Origin of the sequence: Sulfuricurvum sp. (assembly GCF_028681615.1) — a bacterium.
Classification (GTDB): Bacteria; Campylobacterota; Campylobacteria; order Campylobacterales; family Sulfurimonadaceae; genus Sulfuricurvum.
In genome coordinates, this window is sequence record NZ_JAQUHV010000010.1 from 61,282 (window position 1) to 80,014 (window position 18,733).

19 protein-coding genes and 3 tRNA genes are annotated in these 18,733 nt (G+C 41.6%); 14 read left to right on the forward strand and 8 right to left on the reverse strand.

All coding sequences use genetic code 11. The features are described from left to right. Nucleotides 1-10: 10 nt before the first annotated feature. Complete coding sequence (locus PHE37_RS09880) at nucleotides 11-1,039, reverse strand: bifunctional 3,4-dihydroxy-2-butanone 4-phosphate synthase/GTP cyclohydrolase II (protein WP_299997070.1); 1,029 nt, start codon at nucleotides 1,037-1,039, stop codon at nucleotides 11-13. A 159-nt stretch (nucleotides 1,040-1,198) separates the two neighbouring features. On the opposite strand from PHE37_RS09880, the gene PHE37_RS09885 reads away from it, so the two are divergent. The 4 genes from PHE37_RS09885 to PHE37_RS09900 all read left to right on the forward strand — a co-directional run bounded on the left by PHE37_RS09885 (nucleotide 1,199) and on the right by PHE37_RS09900 (nucleotide 2,026). Continuing rightward, nucleotides 1,199-1,273, forward strand: a tRNA-Gln gene (locus PHE37_RS09885). Between the two features lie 10 nt (nucleotides 1,274-1,283). Further along, nucleotides 1,284-1,360 (forward strand) — tRNA-Met (locus PHE37_RS09890). Nucleotides 1,361-1,419: 59 nt separating this feature from the next. Then, nucleotides 1,420-1,496 (forward strand) — tRNA-Met (locus PHE37_RS09895). 104 nt (nucleotides 1,497-1,600) lie between these two features. After that, nucleotides 1,601-2,026, forward strand: coding sequence for a rhodanese-like domain-containing protein (locus tag PHE37_RS09900; RefSeq protein ID WP_299998026.1), 426 nt, complete (start codon nucleotides 1,601-1,603; stop codon nucleotides 2,024-2,026). Nucleotides 2,027-2,038: 12 nt separating this feature from the next. On the opposite strand, the gene PHE37_RS09905 is transcribed toward PHE37_RS09900, so the two are convergent. From PHE37_RS09905 to PHE37_RS09925, 5 genes are all read right to left on the reverse strand, one after another. Further along, nucleotides 2,039-3,790, reverse strand: a complete 1,752-nt coding sequence (locus PHE37_RS09905; RefSeq protein ID WP_299998028.1) for a nitrite/sulfite reductase — start codon at nucleotides 3,788-3,790, stop codon at nucleotides 2,039-2,041. 292 nt (nucleotides 3,791-4,082) lie between these two features. After that, nucleotides 4,083-4,403, reverse strand: coding sequence for a metal-sulfur cluster assembly factor (locus tag PHE37_RS09910; RefSeq protein WP_300008546.1), 321 nt, complete (start codon nucleotides 4,401-4,403; stop codon nucleotides 4,083-4,085). Nucleotides 4,404-4,413: 10 nt separating this feature from the next. Further along, the gene (locus PHE37_RS09915; RefSeq protein ID WP_300008548.1) at nucleotides 4,414-5,643 is read right to left on the reverse strand and encodes a hypothetical protein; all 1,230 of its coding nucleotides are present in this window, start codon (nucleotides 5,641-5,643) and stop codon (nucleotides 4,414-4,416) included. A 3-nt stretch (nucleotides 5,644-5,646) separates the two neighbouring features. Continuing rightward, a complete protein-coding gene (locus PHE37_RS09920; protein ID WP_300008550.1) occupies nucleotides 5,647-5,994 on the reverse strand; it encodes a hypothetical protein in 348 nt (115 codons plus the stop codon). A gap of 14 nt (nucleotides 5,995-6,008) precedes the next feature. Next, the gene (locus PHE37_RS09925) at nucleotides 6,009-6,449 is read right to left on the reverse strand and encodes a hypothetical protein (protein ID WP_300008552.1); all 441 of its coding nucleotides are present in this window, start codon (nucleotides 6,447-6,449) and stop codon (nucleotides 6,009-6,011) included. A gap of 155 nt (nucleotides 6,450-6,604) precedes the next feature. Between PHE37_RS09925 and cobA the strand changes: the two genes are divergently transcribed. After that, the gene (gene cobA / locus PHE37_RS09930; RefSeq protein ID WP_300008554.1) at nucleotides 6,605-7,339 is read left to right on the forward strand and encodes a uroporphyrinogen-III C-methyltransferase; all 735 of its coding nucleotides are present in this window, start codon (nucleotides 6,605-6,607) and stop codon (nucleotides 7,337-7,339) included. Between the two features lie 9 nt (nucleotides 7,340-7,348). Here the strand turns inward: cobA and PHE37_RS09935 are convergent, their stop codons facing one another. Further along, nucleotides 7,349-8,914: a sensor domain-containing diguanylate cyclase gene (locus tag PHE37_RS09935; RefSeq protein WP_299996588.1), complete on the reverse strand. Its 1,566-nt coding sequence runs from the start codon at nucleotides 8,912-8,914 to the stop codon at nucleotides 7,349-7,351. A 46-nt stretch (nucleotides 8,915-8,960) separates the two neighbouring features. Further along, a complete protein-coding gene (gene moaA, locus PHE37_RS09940; RefSeq protein WP_299996590.1) occupies nucleotides 8,961-9,926 on the reverse strand; it encodes a GTP 3',8-cyclase MoaA in 966 nt (321 codons plus the stop codon). A 125-nt stretch (nucleotides 9,927-10,051) separates the two neighbouring features. On the opposite strand from moaA, the gene PHE37_RS09945 reads away from it, so the two are divergent. The 9 genes from PHE37_RS09945 (at nucleotide 10,052) to PHE37_RS09985 (ending at nucleotide 18,581) form a co-directional block, all read left to right on the forward strand. Further along, entirely contained in the window at nucleotides 10,052-10,708 is a 657-nt protein-coding gene (locus PHE37_RS09945) for a Crp/Fnr family transcriptional regulator (protein WP_299996592.1), read from the forward strand. Continuing rightward, complete coding sequence (locus tag PHE37_RS09950; RefSeq protein ID WP_299996595.1) at nucleotides 10,709-11,608, forward strand: type IV pili methyl-accepting chemotaxis transducer N-terminal domain-containing protein; 900 nt, start codon at nucleotides 10,709-10,711, stop codon at nucleotides 11,606-11,608. It begins immediately after the preceding gene. A 173-nt stretch (nucleotides 11,609-11,781) separates the two neighbouring features. Then, nucleotides 11,782-14,571 carry a nitrate reductase catalytic subunit NapA gene (gene napA, locus PHE37_RS09955; RefSeq protein WP_299996598.1) on the forward strand — a complete coding sequence of 930 codons (2,790 nt, stop codon included), beginning with the start codon at nucleotides 11,782-11,784 and terminating at the stop codon, nucleotides 14,569-14,571. An 11-nt stretch (nucleotides 14,572-14,582) separates the two neighbouring features. Next, nucleotides 14,583-15,392: a ferredoxin-type protein NapG gene (gene napG, locus PHE37_RS09960; RefSeq protein ID WP_299996601.1), complete on the forward strand. Its 810-nt coding sequence runs from the start codon at nucleotides 14,583-14,585 to the stop codon at nucleotides 15,390-15,392. Then, nucleotides 15,392-16,207 (forward strand): quinol dehydrogenase ferredoxin subunit NapH, encoded by an 816-nt coding sequence (napH, locus tag PHE37_RS09965; protein WP_299996604.1) that lies wholly within the window; start codon nucleotides 15,392-15,394, stop codon nucleotides 16,205-16,207. Before napG ends, napH begins: the two co-directional genes overlap by 1 nt. Then, on the forward strand, nucleotides 16,204-16,821 hold the full coding sequence (locus tag PHE37_RS09970; protein ID WP_299996606.1) for a nitrate reductase cytochrome c-type subunit: 618 nt from the start codon (nucleotides 16,204-16,206) through the stop codon (nucleotides 16,819-16,821). Before napH ends, PHE37_RS09970 begins: the two co-directional genes overlap by 4 nt. 1 nt (nucleotide 16,822) lies before the next feature. Continuing rightward, on the forward strand, nucleotides 16,823-17,299 hold the full coding sequence (locus PHE37_RS09975; RefSeq protein WP_299996609.1) for a 4Fe-4S binding protein: 477 nt from the start codon (nucleotides 16,823-16,825) through the stop codon (nucleotides 17,297-17,299). Next, entirely contained in the window at nucleotides 17,296-18,234 is a 939-nt protein-coding gene (locus PHE37_RS09980) for a hypothetical protein (protein ID WP_299996612.1), read from the forward strand. Before PHE37_RS09975 ends, PHE37_RS09980 begins: the two co-directional genes overlap by 4 nt. Next, complete coding sequence (locus PHE37_RS09985; RefSeq protein ID WP_299996615.1) at nucleotides 18,231-18,581, forward strand: chaperone NapD; 351 nt, start codon at nucleotides 18,231-18,233, stop codon at nucleotides 18,579-18,581. Before PHE37_RS09980 ends, PHE37_RS09985 begins: the two co-directional genes overlap by 4 nt. Nucleotides 18,582-18,733 lie beyond the last annotated feature (152 nt).

The window sequence follows — 18,733 nt, forward strand, 5'->3', positions numbered from 1 at the left end:
ATAAATATTTTTATGCGGGATTTATCGTCTCAACAACATCCAATCCAAAACCGCTAAGTCCCGCAAAATCAGATATTTTTGATTCTGCAATGAGGCGCATGTGTTTCACCCCTAGAGATTTTAGAATTTGTGCCCCGATTCCGTACTCTTTCATATTGACCTGCTGATGGTGCGGTTTATTGATGAAAAGCAATACACCGCTGTTGTGTTTGAGATAATTGATCGAATCGATCAAATGGGCGTATTTGCTTTGGTTGAGGAGCAAGTCGATATCCGGAACAACGTTATGGACTTTGACGTTTGCAGTCTCTCCCGCTTTGTAAAATACGATAGCGGTGTGTCGGTTGTTTTGGTGATCGACAAACTCGTACTTTTTGACATGTACGCCGAAAAACTCGATCTCTTCTTCCGAAACCGCTTTGACCAGGGTTTCATTCGCGAGACGGAATTCAACGATATCGGAGATATAAACGATTTTAAGATTATGTTTTACCGCAAAAACGTCCAAATCATCACGACGAGCCATCGTTCCGTCATCTTTCATGATTTCACATATGACTGCAGACTCCGCCAGACCTGAAAGACGGCAGAGATCGACCGATCCTTCCGTATGTCCGATCCGAACCAGTGTCCCGCCCTCTTTTGCGATGAGCGGAAAAATATGTCCCGGTGCAACCAATTCCGAAGGGTGAGAAAGAGGATTCGCCAAAATTTTGATTGTCATATCGCGCTCATAGGTTGAAATACCTGTTGTAGCAACCGTAGCGTCTACTGAGATCGTAAAAGCCGTTTCATGCATAGAAGTATTCGATTTAACCATCGGCTCAAGGCTCAGACGTTTAGCAGTAGAAGGATTTATGGCCACACATATCAGCCCTTTGGCATGTGTGGCCATAAAATTAACATGATCCGGAGTCGAAAAAACCGAGGCGTAAACAAGATCTCCCTCGTTTTCTCGATCTTCGTCATCCACCATGATAACCATATGCCCTTTCTTAAATTCTTCGATAGCATCCAAAACACGTTGCACTGCTGACATTCAATACTCTTTTGTAATTAATATAGTAAGCAATTATAGAGTAAAAGGGTTAAAAAACTATCACAATCAAAAAAATGTACTTATTTAACTCCGTTATTATCGAAGCACTTGACAAATTTGACAAAAGTGTCTATAATTTCGGCCTCTTAACGAGAACATTGGGGTGTCGCCAAGCGGTAAGGCAACTGGTTTTGGTCCAGTCATTCGGGGGTTCGAATCCCTCCTCCCCATCCACCTTTTATACCGCGGAATAGAGCAGTCCGGTAGCTCGTCGGGCTCATAACCCGAAGGTCACAGGTTCAAATCCTGTTTCCGCAACCAATCTAGACTTAGACTTCTACCCTATATAAAGATAGACATTAGAAACCCACTTTTTTTACCGCGGAATAGAGCAGTCCGGTAGCTCGTCGGGCTCATAACCCGAAGGTCACAGGTTCAAATCCTGTTTCCGCAACCAACATCCTCGATTAATCCTCAACCTACTTTATTATATTGACTTACATCAAATTTTTTCTTATCTTGATTTGTTACTATGTTTGAATCTTTCTAAGAGGAATTCAAATGTTTAAAATGTCATCTCTAATACTTACCTTACTCATAGTATCTGTATCAAGTTGGGCGGATGCACCGTCATTATCCGAAGAAACGAAAGTAATGCTGAAAGAAGCAAAAGCACACGTTGATCCTATCGAACCTCAAAAACTCAAAGAGTTAATGGCAGATGAAAAAATCATTTTATTGGATGTAAGAGATCCGGATGAATGGGAAAAAAGTACGATCCAGTATGACCGTCAGGTCAAGATTTCACGGGGATTTCTCGAAATAAAATATCCAAAACTAATCCTGGATAAATATTCTAAAGATGATACATTCGTGGTTTATTGCGCATTGGAGCCAAGATCGGTATTTGCAGCGCAACGCCTACAACAATTGGGGTTCAAACACGTCATGTACCTTCAAGGCGGATTGAAAAATTTCAATCCTTGATGACAAAAAGTTTCAAACTTCCCAGTATTTTTTGCTGGTAAGCAATTTTTTAATTTGAGGAGCGATCTCTGTATCGCTTTTCCCAACACTCCATAGTTTTTTGCTCAACTGTCGTATCGTATCACTAAAATTGTCATCAATCAGTGGCAAATACGATGTTTTGGGAAAGCACTGAAAAAGCAGCTCTTTTTCTATTATAAATTGATCTTCTTCACAAAGATTACCCTGAGTATCTATCGCATGCAATGTCATCGTAGAACCGCTTTCCAATTTCGCCAAAATCCATAGTGCAATAAATTCTACGGAGTATTGATTTAATATATCTGTGGAAAAGGATTCAAACGTATCACACCCGCTCAGTTCATACTCATCTATAATACTATCGATCACCGATCGAATATGTTCAAGCGGTACCATCTCAAACAGTTCTCTTCCTGTACTGATACCGGCAGAGTGTTCGGCACCGATATAGATACGAGCCCCTTTGTCTGTATCACCGAAATTATTCGTACGCAGTCCGATGAGCCCGATATCGCAATGTTGATGTCTTCCACACCCTTTTGCACAGCCTGAAATTCCTATTTGAATACGATGCTCATGTATTTTTTCCAACGGAAGCAATTGTGCATCGTCTTTAATATTCCAGAATGAGTAAGGGCAATAATGACTGCCTGCGCACGCTACAACGGTTTGGCTCTTTATGAGCTGTTCAAAGGGGACACATTGTTCAGAAAGTCCTAAGAGGTAAATATTATGATCAATACCAATACGTACCTCTGCAGAATGTGCCTCGGCAAAATCCGCTATAGCACTCAACTCTTCCGCACGTACACGTCCAAAATTACTTTCATAACAAAAAGCATAACTTCCATCCCGTAACTGATGATATTGTGAGAATAGAGCTTTTTCTAAAACCAATTCGCCTGCTTTTTGCCAAGTTTTTTGGTATTCATGTGCGATATGTTCCACAAATATTTCCATGCCAATATCTTCAAGCAGATAAAAAAGACGTGTCCGTGAGCGGGTAAAACGTAATCCATGTTTGTTGAATGCTTCGATAAATGCTATAAAAAAAGATACAACCTCATCAGGAAGCAGAAAAATGTCGGCACTGCGGGCGATTTCCGTATTTTTACCACCCATATAAACATTAAATCCAAAAATATCTCCACGCTTTGCCAGTGCAAAATAAAGATCATTGGCAAAAAAGGAAGTGACGTTAGCACTGTTTCCGGAAATACCGGTAGATATTCTACGCGGCAGCATACCCACAAGATGCGGTGTTTTGAGAAAATACTCTTCCATTTTTTTTATAATCGGATAGGTTTCTATTACACTATAACATCCAAGTCCATCGTAAACATCGGTAACAATATTACGGACATTATCCCCAAATGTCTGCCATGTTGATATTCCAAGGGCATTGATCTGATTAAACAGTCTTAACACATTGTCACTGCTCAATCCATGCAACTGCATACCCGCACGTGCAGTGAGGATTATCTCAAGATTCTCATTATGGCAAATATTGGCAATAGAACGAAGTTGAGACGGTGTTATCCTCCCGGCACTGATTCGCAAGCGCAGGGTATACTCTTCTTCTTCGATAGGAGTATTAAAAATACCGAAATCCTGCAAATAAAAGCCATCTCCCTCACTGATCCCATTAAAATCCAGTGTTTCTATCTGCGGATAATATTCATATGGAGACAAAGTTGCTTTATGCCGTTCACGCTTATTTAATTTTTTTTCTGTGATTTCCATACGTTTCTCCAGAATGACATGACTATTAAAAATTATCAATACTTTATTTCTTGTTTTTTACATCTATTCAAATCGGGATTATTGATATTATCGATCAAAACTATTTACCCTTGTAAAAATTTCACGACAATATCCCATATGATTGCACTTAAAGAAATAAACCATAGAGTATTCATAATCAAATGGGGTTCGAACGTTGTTAAGGTATACAACAACGGTATACCCAGCACAATCGGCCATTTGATAAAATAAAGCACCATCCATGCTGAAGCATAGAGGTAACGCCTCAGTTTTACCACATCCCTGCTCCAGCAGTGAGGGCTTGTTGGACATGATCGCTGGCCATCGTGATATTCCATTCCGGTTCCCACACCACTTCAACACTACATCCATTGGCCGTTTCGAGTCGTTCAACCGCTTCTCTCACCCACTCCATCATCATCTGATGCAGCGGGCACCCTTGTGTCGATAATGTCATAATAACTTTGACATGATTGTTCTCATCGATTTGAGCGTCATAAATAAGACCAAGTTCAACAAGGTTGAATCCGACTTCGGGATCGATTACGGTGCTGATAGCCTCATAAACTTCAGATTTTGTGACTGGTTCCATTGTAATTCTCCTATTTGAACCGTAACATCCAAAAGACATTACGGATTAAAAACACGCTCCCGATCAATAAAAAGGAGAGACCTCCATGCCATAGATCACTGTTGTTAAGAATCAAAGATAGCGCTACGGTGAACATTCCGATAGCGGAGTACCCCCACTGGAAATCAGCGCTTTTTTTTGGAACCATTTGGTGCAGCATTGGCACTTTTTGTTTCCCCACCAATGGGCTGTAGCGGTCAAACCAGACTAAAAAGGGGATGATTTTATACAAATGACCGGTAATCATAAATCCTAAAAACCCAACACCAAACAGCCATCCAAAAAGTATCCACCCTTTTTCATTTCCATATCCAACAGCAACTAAACTCACTAACGCAAGAAAGAGTGATACATAGGCAACAACTAATGAGCGAAACCAAATATCAAACTCTTTTCGGGCTTTTTTGCGCGCGATCAAAATCACTTGCAAGACATACGCAAGTACACTTAACACAATAAAAAAAGCACCTATAAAAAGGATCAGATCTAAAGATAGCATCTTGCCGATCCAATACACACTTATTCCTGCAGCCATCATACGGACTGCCCAGATTGAGGGGGTGTTTTTAAACCCGTGTGCCAAACCGAACATAGGGAGAAGGATTTGGGTGATGCCGATAACGATCATCATCACAGTCCCGCCCAACATCGTTATGGCATGCACATCGATGAAGGCAGTCGGATTGGAGTTGATCGTCCCCGCTAGACCTAAAGTCATAATCCACCCTATCAACGACCCAATCAGCATAAAAAATACGGCATACCCCATTGAACGGGTGGAGAGGTTTCGAAGGAGGTCTTTTTTACCGGTCAGCACGACTTCAACCCCGAATATGGCAAATCCAAGCATGATTATCAGTCCGCCATACGAGAGGAGCAACGGATAAAGCCAAAAACCTAAAAACAGTAAAACAGTCCCCGCCGTTATAAAAGTAAAAATGATCGGGTAAAACCCAACACAACAATGCCCTTTCTCCAATACCACCGGAAGCAGCTGCGCCAAGGCACCTATTATAATCATCATCACAAAGCCGATCAAATAGGTATGTACTAATCCGATCCAGTGCAAATCAAGCCATGAAATATCATTATTGATGCACAAAAGTCCTGCAATACTCAACCCATAAAACAAAGTACCTGCAATAAAAAAAGGAGCGATGATCCGCAGCGGCGGAGCAAAATCACTCGATATCTGAACCATGATCTATCCGTGGCATGCTGCACTGTAGCGCGGATCATTCAAGTCTACAGAGCCTTTGAATGAAAAAATCGCTTCTGCCAAACCGTCTTCGCGAGTACGGGATTGAATTTCAAAATCGTCACCAATTTTATTGAAAAGCCCCATCGGCATTTTATGGTTAATCATAATAAGGTGCTTATCCGGTCCATCGATCAAGCGTAATCCGGCCATAGCATTAACCATCGGTTCAGGTGGTTCACATCGTGAAGTATCGAAAACATAAAAGGTTGTCCCTTCATTGTTAAACATGACAAAATCAACCGTTGCGTCTTCTACTGCAATCTTTTGTGCATCATTAGGTATTGTAATCATCGGATATCTCCTGTTTATAAAATTGATCGAATGTTAATCGCAACCCACAATATGGCTAGGTTGAGAATAAAAATAGCCATCGAACCCCCTCGTGAGAGGAGCTTTTGTCGCAAGCTGCGTGTTTTTTTATGGGTAGAAAATGCAATATAGAGATGAATCATCGTTGCTATGCTAAGAGCCGCAACCAACAAGAGCTTCCATTTTACATAGTAACCAAGCTCTGTTTCGCTATTGATCACAGTAAACAGGTGAAAATGGTCTCCCAAAATGAATCCCGTACCGATTAAGATGAGCAGCCACACGGTTTCAAAATAGCCGTAAAACGGCCCGATTGCGCCATATACTGCTTCTTGAGTTGCTTTGTCTTTTAAAAAAACACCCAATCCAAAGAGGACAATACTCCCTCCTATCCAAGCACATGCAGCGAGAATATGGATATATAAAATCCATGACATTATTAACTCCTAGTAAAAACATTTACGATTATAGAGAGTAAAGGAATAATAACCATTGACGTACATCAAGATATATTCACAAATTGATTTTCGTCAAGCAGTCTAAGGATGAGTTCGTTTACAATACTATAAAATGAATATTTATAAGAGGAAGTATGGGTGGTAAAGTCTATTTAACGGGAGCAGGTCCAGGAGACCCTGATCTTTTAACGGTTAAAGCACTACGTCTGATTCACCAAGCGGATGTTATTGTGTATGACAGACTTATTAATGATGAGATATTGCGTGAAGCTAAAAAAGAGGCAATTCTCATCTACGTCGGAAAGGAAGATAGCCTCCATACTCTCCCTCAAGAGGAAATCAATGCTCTTTTGGTGGCATATGCACATACACATGACACAATAGTCCGCCTCAAAGGGGGTGATCCGCTGGTATTCGGACGCGGAGGCGAAGAAGCCCTGTATCTCTCAAAAAATGGAATTGCATTTGAAATTATCCCCGGAATCAGCTCTGCAATCGCAGTACCTGCATATGCAGGGATTCCGCTAACGCATCGGGGTATCAATACTTCCTTTCGCATTATTACGGGGCATCAAACAGTTTTTTCTGAAGACTTCGATGCAGGAGTATTGCGGGAAAATGAAACCCTCGTTATTTTGATGGGATTACATAGATTAGATAAAATCATCAGATCTTTACTCTATAACGGATTGGATTCGTCACTCCCTTGCGCCATTATAGAAAATGGGACTATGCCTACACAAAAACAGGTATTTGCTACTCTTGATACCATCGTTGATGAATCACGGCATATCCATTCGCCCGCTCTTATTGTTGTGGGTGAAACTGTCTCTTTGCATAAAAATCTGGAATGGTTTCAAAGTCTATAATATTAATATTTAGCCTACATATTGATAACATACTCTATTGCGACCCCGCTCTTTTGCTCTATATAAAGATGTGTCCGCACGATGCAAAACACTCTTAGAAGTATCTGTCGGTATCAATGCTGCCAATCCAATGCTACAGGTAACCTGACCAACTTCTCTAAAGGTCAAATTTCGGATAGCCTTAAGTAAACTCTCTGCTGCAATCAGTGCTCCATTAAGTTCAGTATTAATAAAAAGAATAACAAATTCTTCACCGCCCCAACGTGCTAATTTATCCGTTTGACGCATTTGTTTTTGCAGCAATTCCGCGAGTATAACGAGTGTCTCATCGCCGATATTATGTCCATATGTATCATTGATAGTTTTAAAATGGTCAATATCCAAAATAGCCAAGGTTACTGGAGTTTGATACCGTTTGTACAAAGCTAATGCATCATCTAACTCTTGATTAAAACGATGGCGGTTAAAAAGTCCGGTTAAGGAATCCGTAACTGCAACCCGTTCGATCTCTTTCGTCCGTTCGGCTACACGATTTTCAAGTTCATTATTCAACTCTTCAAGTCGTATTTTATCGGTAACATTTTGTCTGAATGCCTGAAAACCAATAATGGTTCCATCCTCATTTTCATCAGGCACGATATACGATTCAAGCCAGTAGTCATTTCCATTTTTATTCCGATTTTTAATTATGCCTTTATAAACATTTCCTTTTAATAATGTTTGCCAAAGAGAGTTAAAATCATTTTTTTTATAATCCGGATGTTTTATAATACTGTGGGTTTTACCCAAAAGTTCTTCCCGCGAATATCCGCTTAATTCACAAAAAGCGTCGGTTACATATGTAATTACGCCTTTAGTGTCTGTATAGCTGGAATAAACATACTGGTTAACAATATCTAGCATTTTCTGTAATCTTTTTGTCCGTTCTTGCACTCTAAGTTCTAGTTCACTATTTAATTTTGTAATGACTTGATGATGAGTATTTAATCTCATCAATAAAGGCTGAAAAATAAGTATGGAAATTATCCCCAACGTTATCAAAATAATTAAAAGTAAAATAGCGCCCCTTTTGATCATAAGTTCATTTAAACTATCACTTTTTTGCTGAAGTTGTTCGACTACAAGATTGAGCTCTCCAATTATCTGTTCACGATGATCCAAAATGTCTCTAATTTTTTGATCATTTTTCGGAAGTAGTAATAAAGCTTTTGGTTCGTACAAATCATTTAAAACACTATTTTTGTATCCATTTGTATAAATATTTGGGGCATCAAAGGCAATATTAATAAACGATTTTTTTAATGAAACATAATCTTTGTGCATAGTCTTTAAAATAGATTCAAGCTCATGGTAATTTTCATCTGATGGATTATAAAATATCTGTAGCAGTGTTGAATGAGCTTGTTCTGCGAGCATTCTCTGTTTACCACTGAGATTGATGAGTTGAGCATACTCTTTGTGTTTGTCTATAAGAAAAAAAATGTTAAAGAAAGATAAACTTACTAAACACGCAATCAAAACCATTGACAATTTATATGCTTTAGATATTTCCATTTTTTGTAGCCACTGAATCATACAAACTCACTTATTATTTTTATAAAATAGCTTTATCGATACAGATTTATCCTCCGGTGCGATAAAAAGCACGGGAGGATACTTCGATATTTTCGATGCCCCAAAGATTTTTCTCAGGTTTGTTAAATACGACATCTTCTAAAATTTGGGTAGCTTTTTTGATATTACCTTCCCGAATTGCTTCTTTGATACTTTTGGCTCCCTCGAAATACAAACACCCAATTAAATCCCCTTCTGCCGTAAGCCGTAAACGGTCGCATGTAGCACAGAAATCATGACGATGCGGTTCGATCGTTCCAAATCGATACCCATCAGGTGTTTCATACAAATTAGCCGGTCCACTCATTTCCTTCTCTATCGGAATGAATGGATAGGATTTTCCTAATATTTCTATGATTTCATCACTCCGTAACCCCTGAAGTGCATTGCTTGCATGGGAATTTTCCATATATTCTATATAGCGGATTTGTGCACCAAGTTCTCGTGCATACTCAAAAAGCGGCACAATTTCATGATCATTGATTCCACGCAGGATAACACTGTTAAGTTTAACGGATAATCCTGCATCGGCTGCTGCACGGATTCCTGCGAGCACTTGGTCTAAAACATCTTTTTGTGCGATATAATTAAGTGTTTTAGCATTCAAAGAATCAAGAGAAATGTTAACACGTCGTAATCCCGCATTTTTTAGTTTTTCGGCTTGAGCAGGCAATAAGAAACCGTTTGTGGTTAGTCCGATATCTACATCGGGTGCATAGGTGTGAATCATCGTTATCAGCTCATCAAGATTCTCACGCGTCGTCGGCTCACCTCCGGTAAGACGGATCTTTCGTATACCGTTGTCGATTCCGATTTTGATAAATTCAAATAGCTCTTCATAACTCAATAGATTTTCTTTAGGTACCCAGCTAAAGGGTTTTTCAGCCATACAATAGCGGCAGCGAAAATTACATCTCTCCGTAACCGAAACACGTAAATAGGTGACCTTACGGTCAAAACGATCTCGCAACATATTTGATCCTTATTTTTATCGATTATTCAATAGTAACCGATTCATAAGAGCAATTTCTTGATTTACATCAATCATCAAATGTGTAGTTTGCGTTATCATAAATTTTCACTGTATAAAGGTTAACCATGACATCTATGATTGAGGATCTTAATTTTTTTAAAGAGTGCGATCCTTTAAAACTATCCCTATTGTCTTCAACCTCCAAATTTAAATCGTACAATGCATCTGATATTTTGATGTATGAGGAAGATGATATTAACCGCGTCTATTTTCTCGTCGAAGGGGAAGTGAAACTCTATAAAGTGGATCGCTTTGATAACGAAGTTTTTTTATATACCCTCTCGGATCAAACTCTACTGACTGATATCGGTACACTCGAATGCAATACGATCAGCTGTTTCAGTAATATAGAATTTTTAGTTCCAAGCCGTGTGGTATCATTCGATCTTAAAATTTTTAAAGAGGTCGTTAAAACCGATTTTTCACTATTAATCAATTTGGTCAATCTCCTCGCCGATCAAAAACAACGAGTGGACTGTATGGTAAGTATGGGAATGGTATATGACGTCACTGCCAAAGTAGCCAAGATGCTTTATGACCAGCTTGATCTGTATAATCGGCTTAAAAAACAGGAGATCTCATATCGACTCAATATCCAGCCAGCTACCCTTTCACGGGTATTGGCTAAATTTATCCGTAAAGGGCTAATTATGGAAGAAGATCATAAAACAGTTGTTTTACAACGTGAAGAACTGACACGATATTTCAACGAAGGACTCTAAATGCAATCCATATCCACCAAAGTACGTTGGATCGTTATGATTCTGTCTCTTAATCTTATTACAATCATTCTCGTTGATATTTGGCTCAATACGGATCAACAGTTTGATGCCAAAGTGATCAATACAGCTGGAAAACAGCGCATGCTTTCTCAGCGGACCGTTTTAGAGCTGCACAGACTTTTATTGGATGAAGAAGGTGCGTATGAGCGGCTCCAATCAGCACGTCAGGAATTTGACCGCAATTTCAAACAACTCAGTACAGCCACGAACGAATATCAAGGTTTTTCAAACGAAAAAATCGAAAAAACTATGTTAAAAGTATACGATCACTGGAACAAAATGGGAACCCTCATTGACCATTATTTACAAGGAGACCATAATCTTTATGATCTGAAAACTATCTATGATGACGGGGATAGAACCTTGCTCCTGATGGATCAGGCGGTAACCCAATACCAAGAATATATGATGGAAAAACGGGTCATTGCTCATCGAATTCAAATCATGTTAGCTCTTATCTCCTTTGGAGTTATCCTTTATATGGCACGTACAACGTTACAAATTCAACGAAATTTTGACAAATTTTTGGAACACTCGAAATCGATCAGCGGAAATGAAAACATCGGTGTTCAACGCGGAAATGAACTTGATATTGCATGCGCCCATATCGAATACTTCTTACAGAATGTAGAAGAAGCGATCCAAAATGCTACCGAAGCGGTCGAAAAAAGCGAAGCCGCTACCGCGATGCTGATCGGTTCAGCTCCTGAAACCGAAAAACTGCTGGAACAGAGTGAAGACATGATGATCCAGGTAAGTGAAGAACTTCACCACACCGCTCAACGTCTAAAAAAACTCAAAAGCAACCTCGAGTCTGCTAATTCAATCCGAAACGCCTAAAGGCGTTTCAAATACAATCCTTCTTTTCTTCTTCTTTTGACTTAGATCAAATACTTTTTTTTTGAATTGCTTTACAATGTTTGAAGTGCATGAGTCATTTCATAGCATAAGGAAATCTTAAGGGGTCCAGCCGTATGGTATGGATTGAACGTGATTTCATTAAGGAGTTTTCAATGTCGTTAGATAGAAGAGAGTTTTTAAAAAGTGCCGCCGCCGCATCTGCAGCAGCAGCAGTAGGGATGGCAGTTCCTGCAAGCGTAGAGGCTGCCTCAAACCAAGCGCAAGCGGGATGGCGCTGGGATAAAGCGGCATGCCGTTTTTGCGGAACCGGTTGCGGAATTATGATGGCGACCAAAGACGACCGTATCGTTGCGGTCAAAGGTGACCCGCTTGCTCCCGTCAATCGTGGTCTTAACTGTATCAAAGGGTACTTTAACGCGAAAATCATGTACGGTGCCGATCGTTTGACTCAGCCACTTTTACGGATGAATGATAACGGTCAATTTGACAAACATGGTAAATTTAAACCGATCAGCTGGGAACGTGCGTTTGATGAGATGGAAGTGCAGATCAAGTCTGCTCTCAAAGAAAAAGGGCCGACAGGTATTGCTATGTTCAGTTCAGGGCAACAAACCATTTTAGAAGGTAATGCTGCCCTTAAACTGATGAAAGCAGGTTTCCGTACCAACAATATCGATCCGAATGCTCGTCTTTGTATGGCATCTGCCGTTACGGGGTTCATGAACGTTTTCGGTGCGGATGAGCCATCGGGATGTTATGACGATATCGAACTGGCTGAAACCATTGTGGCATTCGGTTCCAACATGGCGGAAATGCACCCTATTCTCTGGTCTCGCGTATCCGATCGTAAACTGAGCAATCCGGACAAAGTGCAAGTCGTCGTTCTTTCAACATATAAGCACCGTACCATGGACCTTGCCGACGTTGAGATCATCTTTAAACCTAATACCGATTTGGCAATTTTCAACTACATCGCCCGTGAGATTGTATATAACCACCCTGAAGCGATCGATTGGGATTTTGTCAACCGATACATCGTATTCGCTACCGGCCCCGTCGATATCGGATACGGATTGCGTGAAGATATTCATCATCCAAAATACAAAAAAAGCGAACTTGATACCGCAGCGAAACAAAAATCAAAAGTTCTTACTGCCGATGAGGGGGTAAGTCTTGGGTATCTAGGCTATAAAGCGGGTGATACACTTCAAATGAAAAATACTGAAACTGCTAATAATCATTGGCAAATCACTTTTGAAGAGTTCAAAAAAGGGCTTGCTCCTTATACTCTCGAGTATACTGCACATGTTGCCAAAGGTGATCCGGATGAGAGCATAGAAGATTTTAAAGTCAAACTTCAAAAAATGGCTGATCTTTACATCGAACAAAAACGCAAATGTCTCACTTTCTGGACGATGGGATTCAATCAACACACTCGTGGTACATGGGTAAATGAACAAGCGTATATGATCCATTTCCTCCTTGGTAAACAAGCCAAACCGGGAAGCGGCGCGTTCTCCCTTACCGGTCAGCCATCAGCGTGCGGAACCGCTCGTGAAGTAGGAACCTTTAGTCATCGTCTACCGGCAGATATGGTCGTTATGAATCCAGACCATCGTAAAAGAGCCGAAGAGATCTGGCACATTCCAGCCGGTACGATCAATCCGAAAAACGGATCCCATTTCACCCAGATTCACCGTGACCTCGAAGACGGTAAAGTGAAGTTCGCATGGGTAAGTGTGTGTAATCCGTATCAGGATACCGGTAATGCGGAGCACTGGATTAAAGCCGCTCGTGAAATGGATAACTTTATCGTTACCTCCGATGGTTATCCGGGGATTTCGGCCAAAGTGTCGGATTTGATTTTACCGAGTGCCATGATGTACGAAAAATGGGGTGCATACGGTAATGCGGAGCGCCGTACTCAACACTGGCGTCAGCAGGTAACTCCGGTAGGGGATGCGATGTCCGATACATGGCAGTTCGTTGAACTCTCCAAACGCTTTACGATCAAAGAAGTATGGGGTGCGCAAAAAATCCCAGGGCTTGAGGGCGGATTACCGGATGTCATGGGTGCTGCCAAAGAAATGGGATACAAAGAAACCGATACCCTTTATGATGTCTTGTATGCCAATCCGACTGCTAAAAGCTTTAAATGGCCTGATCCGGTCGGTAAAGGGTACCAAAACTCTGAAGCTGCGGGGGATAAACGTAACGTTATCGGAAGTGATGGCAAACCGTTTAAAGGGTATGGCTTCTTCCTCCAAAAATACCTGTGGGAAGAGTACCGTAAATTCGGTGACGGACACGGTCATGACTACGCAGACTTTGATACCTATCACAGAGTACGCGGTTTGAAATGGCCGGTTGTGGATGGCAAAGAAACTGCATGGCGCTACAACGCGAAATACGATCCATACGCTAAAAAAGCGAACAGCGGACCATTCTCATTCTACGGACATGCGTTTAAAGAGATCCCATCGGGTAATCTCCAAGGGGTTACAGATAAAAAGAAAGTCCATTTGGACGGAAAAGCAAAAATCTTCTTCCGACCGTATATGGAACCGACCGAAGTACCGGATGCTAACTATGATATCTGGCTCTGTACCGGTCGTGTGCTCGAACATTGGCACAGCGGAACAATGACGATGCGGGTTCCTGAACTCTATCGCGCTGTCCCTGAAGCACTCTGTTACATCCATCCGAAAGATGCTGAAAAACGGGGTGTCAAACAAGGGGATATGGTATGGGTCGAATCACGTCGCGGCAAAGTTAAAGCGCACGTCGAAACACGCGGTCGTAACCGACCTCCGCGCGGACTCGTATTTGTTCCTTGGTTTGATGAAAAAGTATTTATCAATAAAGTTTGTCTGGATCATACTTGCCCGATTTCCAAACAAATCGACCATAAAAAATGCGCTGTCAAAATCTATAAAGCGTAACGGAAAAAGTCATGAAAAATTCTCCTTCAAACGATCGTCGCCGCTTTCTCCTCTCCATTGCGAGAGGAATCGGGCTCAGTGCGATGGGTGCGTTGGTATGGAGTGCCTATGTGGGTGAGGTAAAAGCCGCTCCGTTGATTTTACGCCCTCCGGGTGCGTTAAAAGAAGAAGAGTTCATCAAAAACTGCATTAAATGCGGATTGTGCGTGGAAGCGTGTCCTTATGATACGCTTAAACTGGCGAAGCCAGGGGATAACCTTCCTATGGGAACCCCCTACTTCACCCCACGTACGACACCGTGCTATATGTGCAGCGATGTTCCCTGTGTTCCGGTATGTCCGAGCGGTGCACTCAATGAACCTTCGGTCAGCAGTTATGTTAATGCACATGCCAAGCTCGATATCAATAAAGCCCGTATGGGACTGGCGGTTATCGATAAAGAATCATGTATTGCGACATGGGGTATCCAGTGTGACGCATGTTATCGTGCCTGCCCTTTAATGGGTCAAGCCATTACGATCGAATACTCTAAAAATGAGCGGACGGGAAAACATGCGTTTCTCGTCCCCATTGTACATACAGATGTCTGCACCGGATGCGGTATGTGTGAACATGCCTGTGTCACTCAAAAAGCAGCGATTTACGTTTTACCAAGAGCATTAGCGATGGGGGAAGCGGGAAATCATTACATCAAAGGATGGGATCCTAAAGATGAACAACGTCTTGAAAGTGTCAAGAAAGAAGTTCCGCATGAGTCCACCAAAACCAAATTAAGTGAAAAAAGTGCCCTTGATTCACTCAATGACGAAAGTGGGCTGTGATGAAACATTATAAATATCTCTTGATGAGACGGTTTACCCAAATCGCAATATTAGTGCTCTATATCGGAGCGAATGCGTGGGGATGGAAAATCCTACGAGGTGATCTAAGTGCCTCATTACTGATGGGTAAAGTTCCTTTAGCGGATCCGTATGCAGTGCTTCAAATCGCTGTGACAGGTGCAACATTGGGAATAGACATCATAGCCGGGGCACTTATCGTCACTCTCTTTTACGGGATTATCGGCGGACGTGCATTTTGCAGCTGGGTTTGTCCCATAAATATGATTACCGATACAGCCGCATGGCTGCGTCGTAAAATGAAGTTTTCAGAAATCCAAAAACGGTTTTATATGAGCCGATCGCTTCGATATTGGATTTTAGGTCTTAGTTTAGTTCTATCAGCGGTGATGGGGGTGGCGGCATTTGAGCTGATCAGCCCTGTTTCAATGGCGCATCGAGGAGCCGTATTCGGTATGGGTATGGGCGGCGGCGCTTTAGCAGTCATATTTTTATTTGATCTGCTGGTTCACGAAAACGGATGGTGCGGTTATATTTGTCCCTTGGGTGCATCGTATGCGCTTATCGGCAAATTTTCCCTTATCCGTGTTCACCATGATGCCAATAAATGTACCGATTGCCGAGATTGTATTACGGTGTGCCCTGAAAAAGAGGTACTCCATATGATCAATCGCAGCAGTGAAAGTGTCTTAATGGGTGAATGTACCAATTGCGGCAGATGTGTTGATGTTTGTAAAGAAGACGCGCTCGGATTTTCGATTCGAAGTCAGTTAAAACAACCAAAGGATGAAGAATGAAAGCAAATCGAATCATCGGTAGCCTAGTAGCTGCTTGTATTTTAATCAGCGGTGTCTATGCCGCGAGCAATGCCAATGCCGGTATAGACGAAAAAGATTTGGGAATGCGCAAAGCGGAAGTGTATACGGAAGATACTGCTGCACCCGATGGTACGAACTACCACAAAGAAGCTCCGGGGACATCCAAAAAGATCGAACGTGCCTATGTCAATGCACCGCCGATGATTCCTCATGATATCAGTGACCTCGGTGAAATTGACAAAAACAATAATGCCTGCCTCGGGTGTCATATGCCGGATGTTGCAATAACGATGGGAGCGACACCGATCCCGAAAACACACTTTACCAACTTCCGCCCTCATGTAGAATCGGATGCGGATGATAATTTCAAATCCGAAAGCAATGATCAAATGATTAAAAAAGATCTGCATGGACAGCTCTGGCAAGGGCGCTACAACTGTACACAATGTCACGCTCCGCAAACTCAGGGTAAATTACGGGTTGAGAGCAACTTCAAACCGGATTACACCGATAAAAAAGGGCAAAAACATAAAAATAAATCCTATTTGATCGATGAAATTGATGCCGGTGTACAAGTCGGAAACGGATTATAAGATGTCAACCTCAACACGTCGCAATTTTTTCGGTGCTTTAGGTTCACTTTTCAAAGAGAACCGTGGTCCGATCCGTCCTCCGTATGCATCTATAGCGGCAACGTTTAATGAATGCCGCAGTTGTGAGGGGATGTGTGTCAGCGCGTGTGAAGAGAAAATTATCCACCGTGATGAGAAAGGGATCCCTTTTCTGGATTTTAAAACCAACGGATGCAGTGATTGTCACAAGTGTATGGAAGCGTGTACTCCAAATGTTTTAAATGACCCGGACCGTTTTATCCAGGGGCGGGCTCGCATCACCTCAATGATGTGCATGTCCCACCACGATACAATCTGTTTTGCTTGTAAAGATCCTTGTATGGAAAATGCCATTGTCTTTCAGGGGATGTTTAACCCTATTATCATCCCTGAAAAATGTACTGCGTGCGGTTATTGTGTTGCCGTATGTCCGAATGCGGCTATCGAGATAGTATCATGAAACTTTTAGCCCTATTGTACGGATTGGTATTTGTCCTCCATGCGGCGGTTCCTCCCGCTGCCGTAATCAAAACTGGTGCTCTCATCAGTGACATGGTTGTGTATGATGGGAAAATTTATACGGCAACCGATGGTGCAGGCGTTGAGATATTCGATTCAAAAACCTTTAAAAAGGTTAGTGTTCTTCGCATCCCCGATATAAAAAACAGTGATGGAAAATCAATTTCACCAAAAATTTATTCTGTGGATCATTATAAAGATTCAACCGTTTTAGTCTCTGAAAGCGGGGAAGCTTTTCGAAACGTGTATCTGATACGAGATGGAAAAGCACTCAAAATTATTGATAACACCCGCGGATTACTGATCAAAAAAGTCCGTTTTCTTGACCTAGATCATGTACTTCTCGGTCTCTCGGGTGATACTATTATTCTTATGGATATTTCAAAAAACACCCTTGTTTATCAAGTCCAGGCAGGCGGAGGCGCATTTAGAGACATGGTTCTAAGCCCCTCTAAAAATCTTGTCGCGATTGCCGATGAAGGGGGAGAAATCACCATGATCGAGGTTAAAAGCGGACATCACGTGAAAACACTACGCGGCATTAACGTCGATAATATCAATCATATTGATTACAAACAAAATACGATCATCAGCGCAGGACAGGATCGACGTGTCGGCCTCTACCGTGCAGGTGGAAGCTACTTTATCGAAACCGACTTTTTTGTGTATGCGGTGGGTCTAAGTCCCTCAGCATCCATAGGGGTCTATACCGACGGTACGGAAAACGAATTACAGGTCTTTGATACGACGTCCAAAGCCAATATCGCCCGTCTACAAGGTGGAGAGGTTCTCTTGGGTACCTTGATTTTCCTGGATGAACATCAACTGATCGGCTCAGGTGAAGAAAACAAAATTTATTATTGGAGAATACCGTGAATATCTCAAGCATCGTGGTGCAAACCAACCCAAAATACACTGATCAAATGGTCGAAATTTTTAAAGAAGCAGATTTCTGTGATTATCACTTTCATGATGAAAAAGGCCGAATTATCGTAACCATCGAGGGTGAGGGAGTTGAAGAAGAGATTCCAAAACTTATCCGAATTCAAGAAATGGAACATGTCATCTCAGCGGATATGTCCTTTGCATTCAGTGAAGACGAACTTAATGCTGAACGTGACAAATTAGAACTAGCAGGTAATACTCTCCCTGAATGGCTAAATGACGAAAATGCCACAAGAAGAGATATCAAATACAACGGCGATCTCAAAGATCGATTTTAAACTTAGGAGAAGAAGATGAAGAGAATCACACTATCAGCAGTAGCTGTATTAACCTTGTTGCCGAATGTACTGAGTGCAGACGGTTTTACCCTCTTTAGCGATGCAAAAGTGAATGGGGAAGTTCGTCCTCGTTATGAGAGTGTGGATGATCA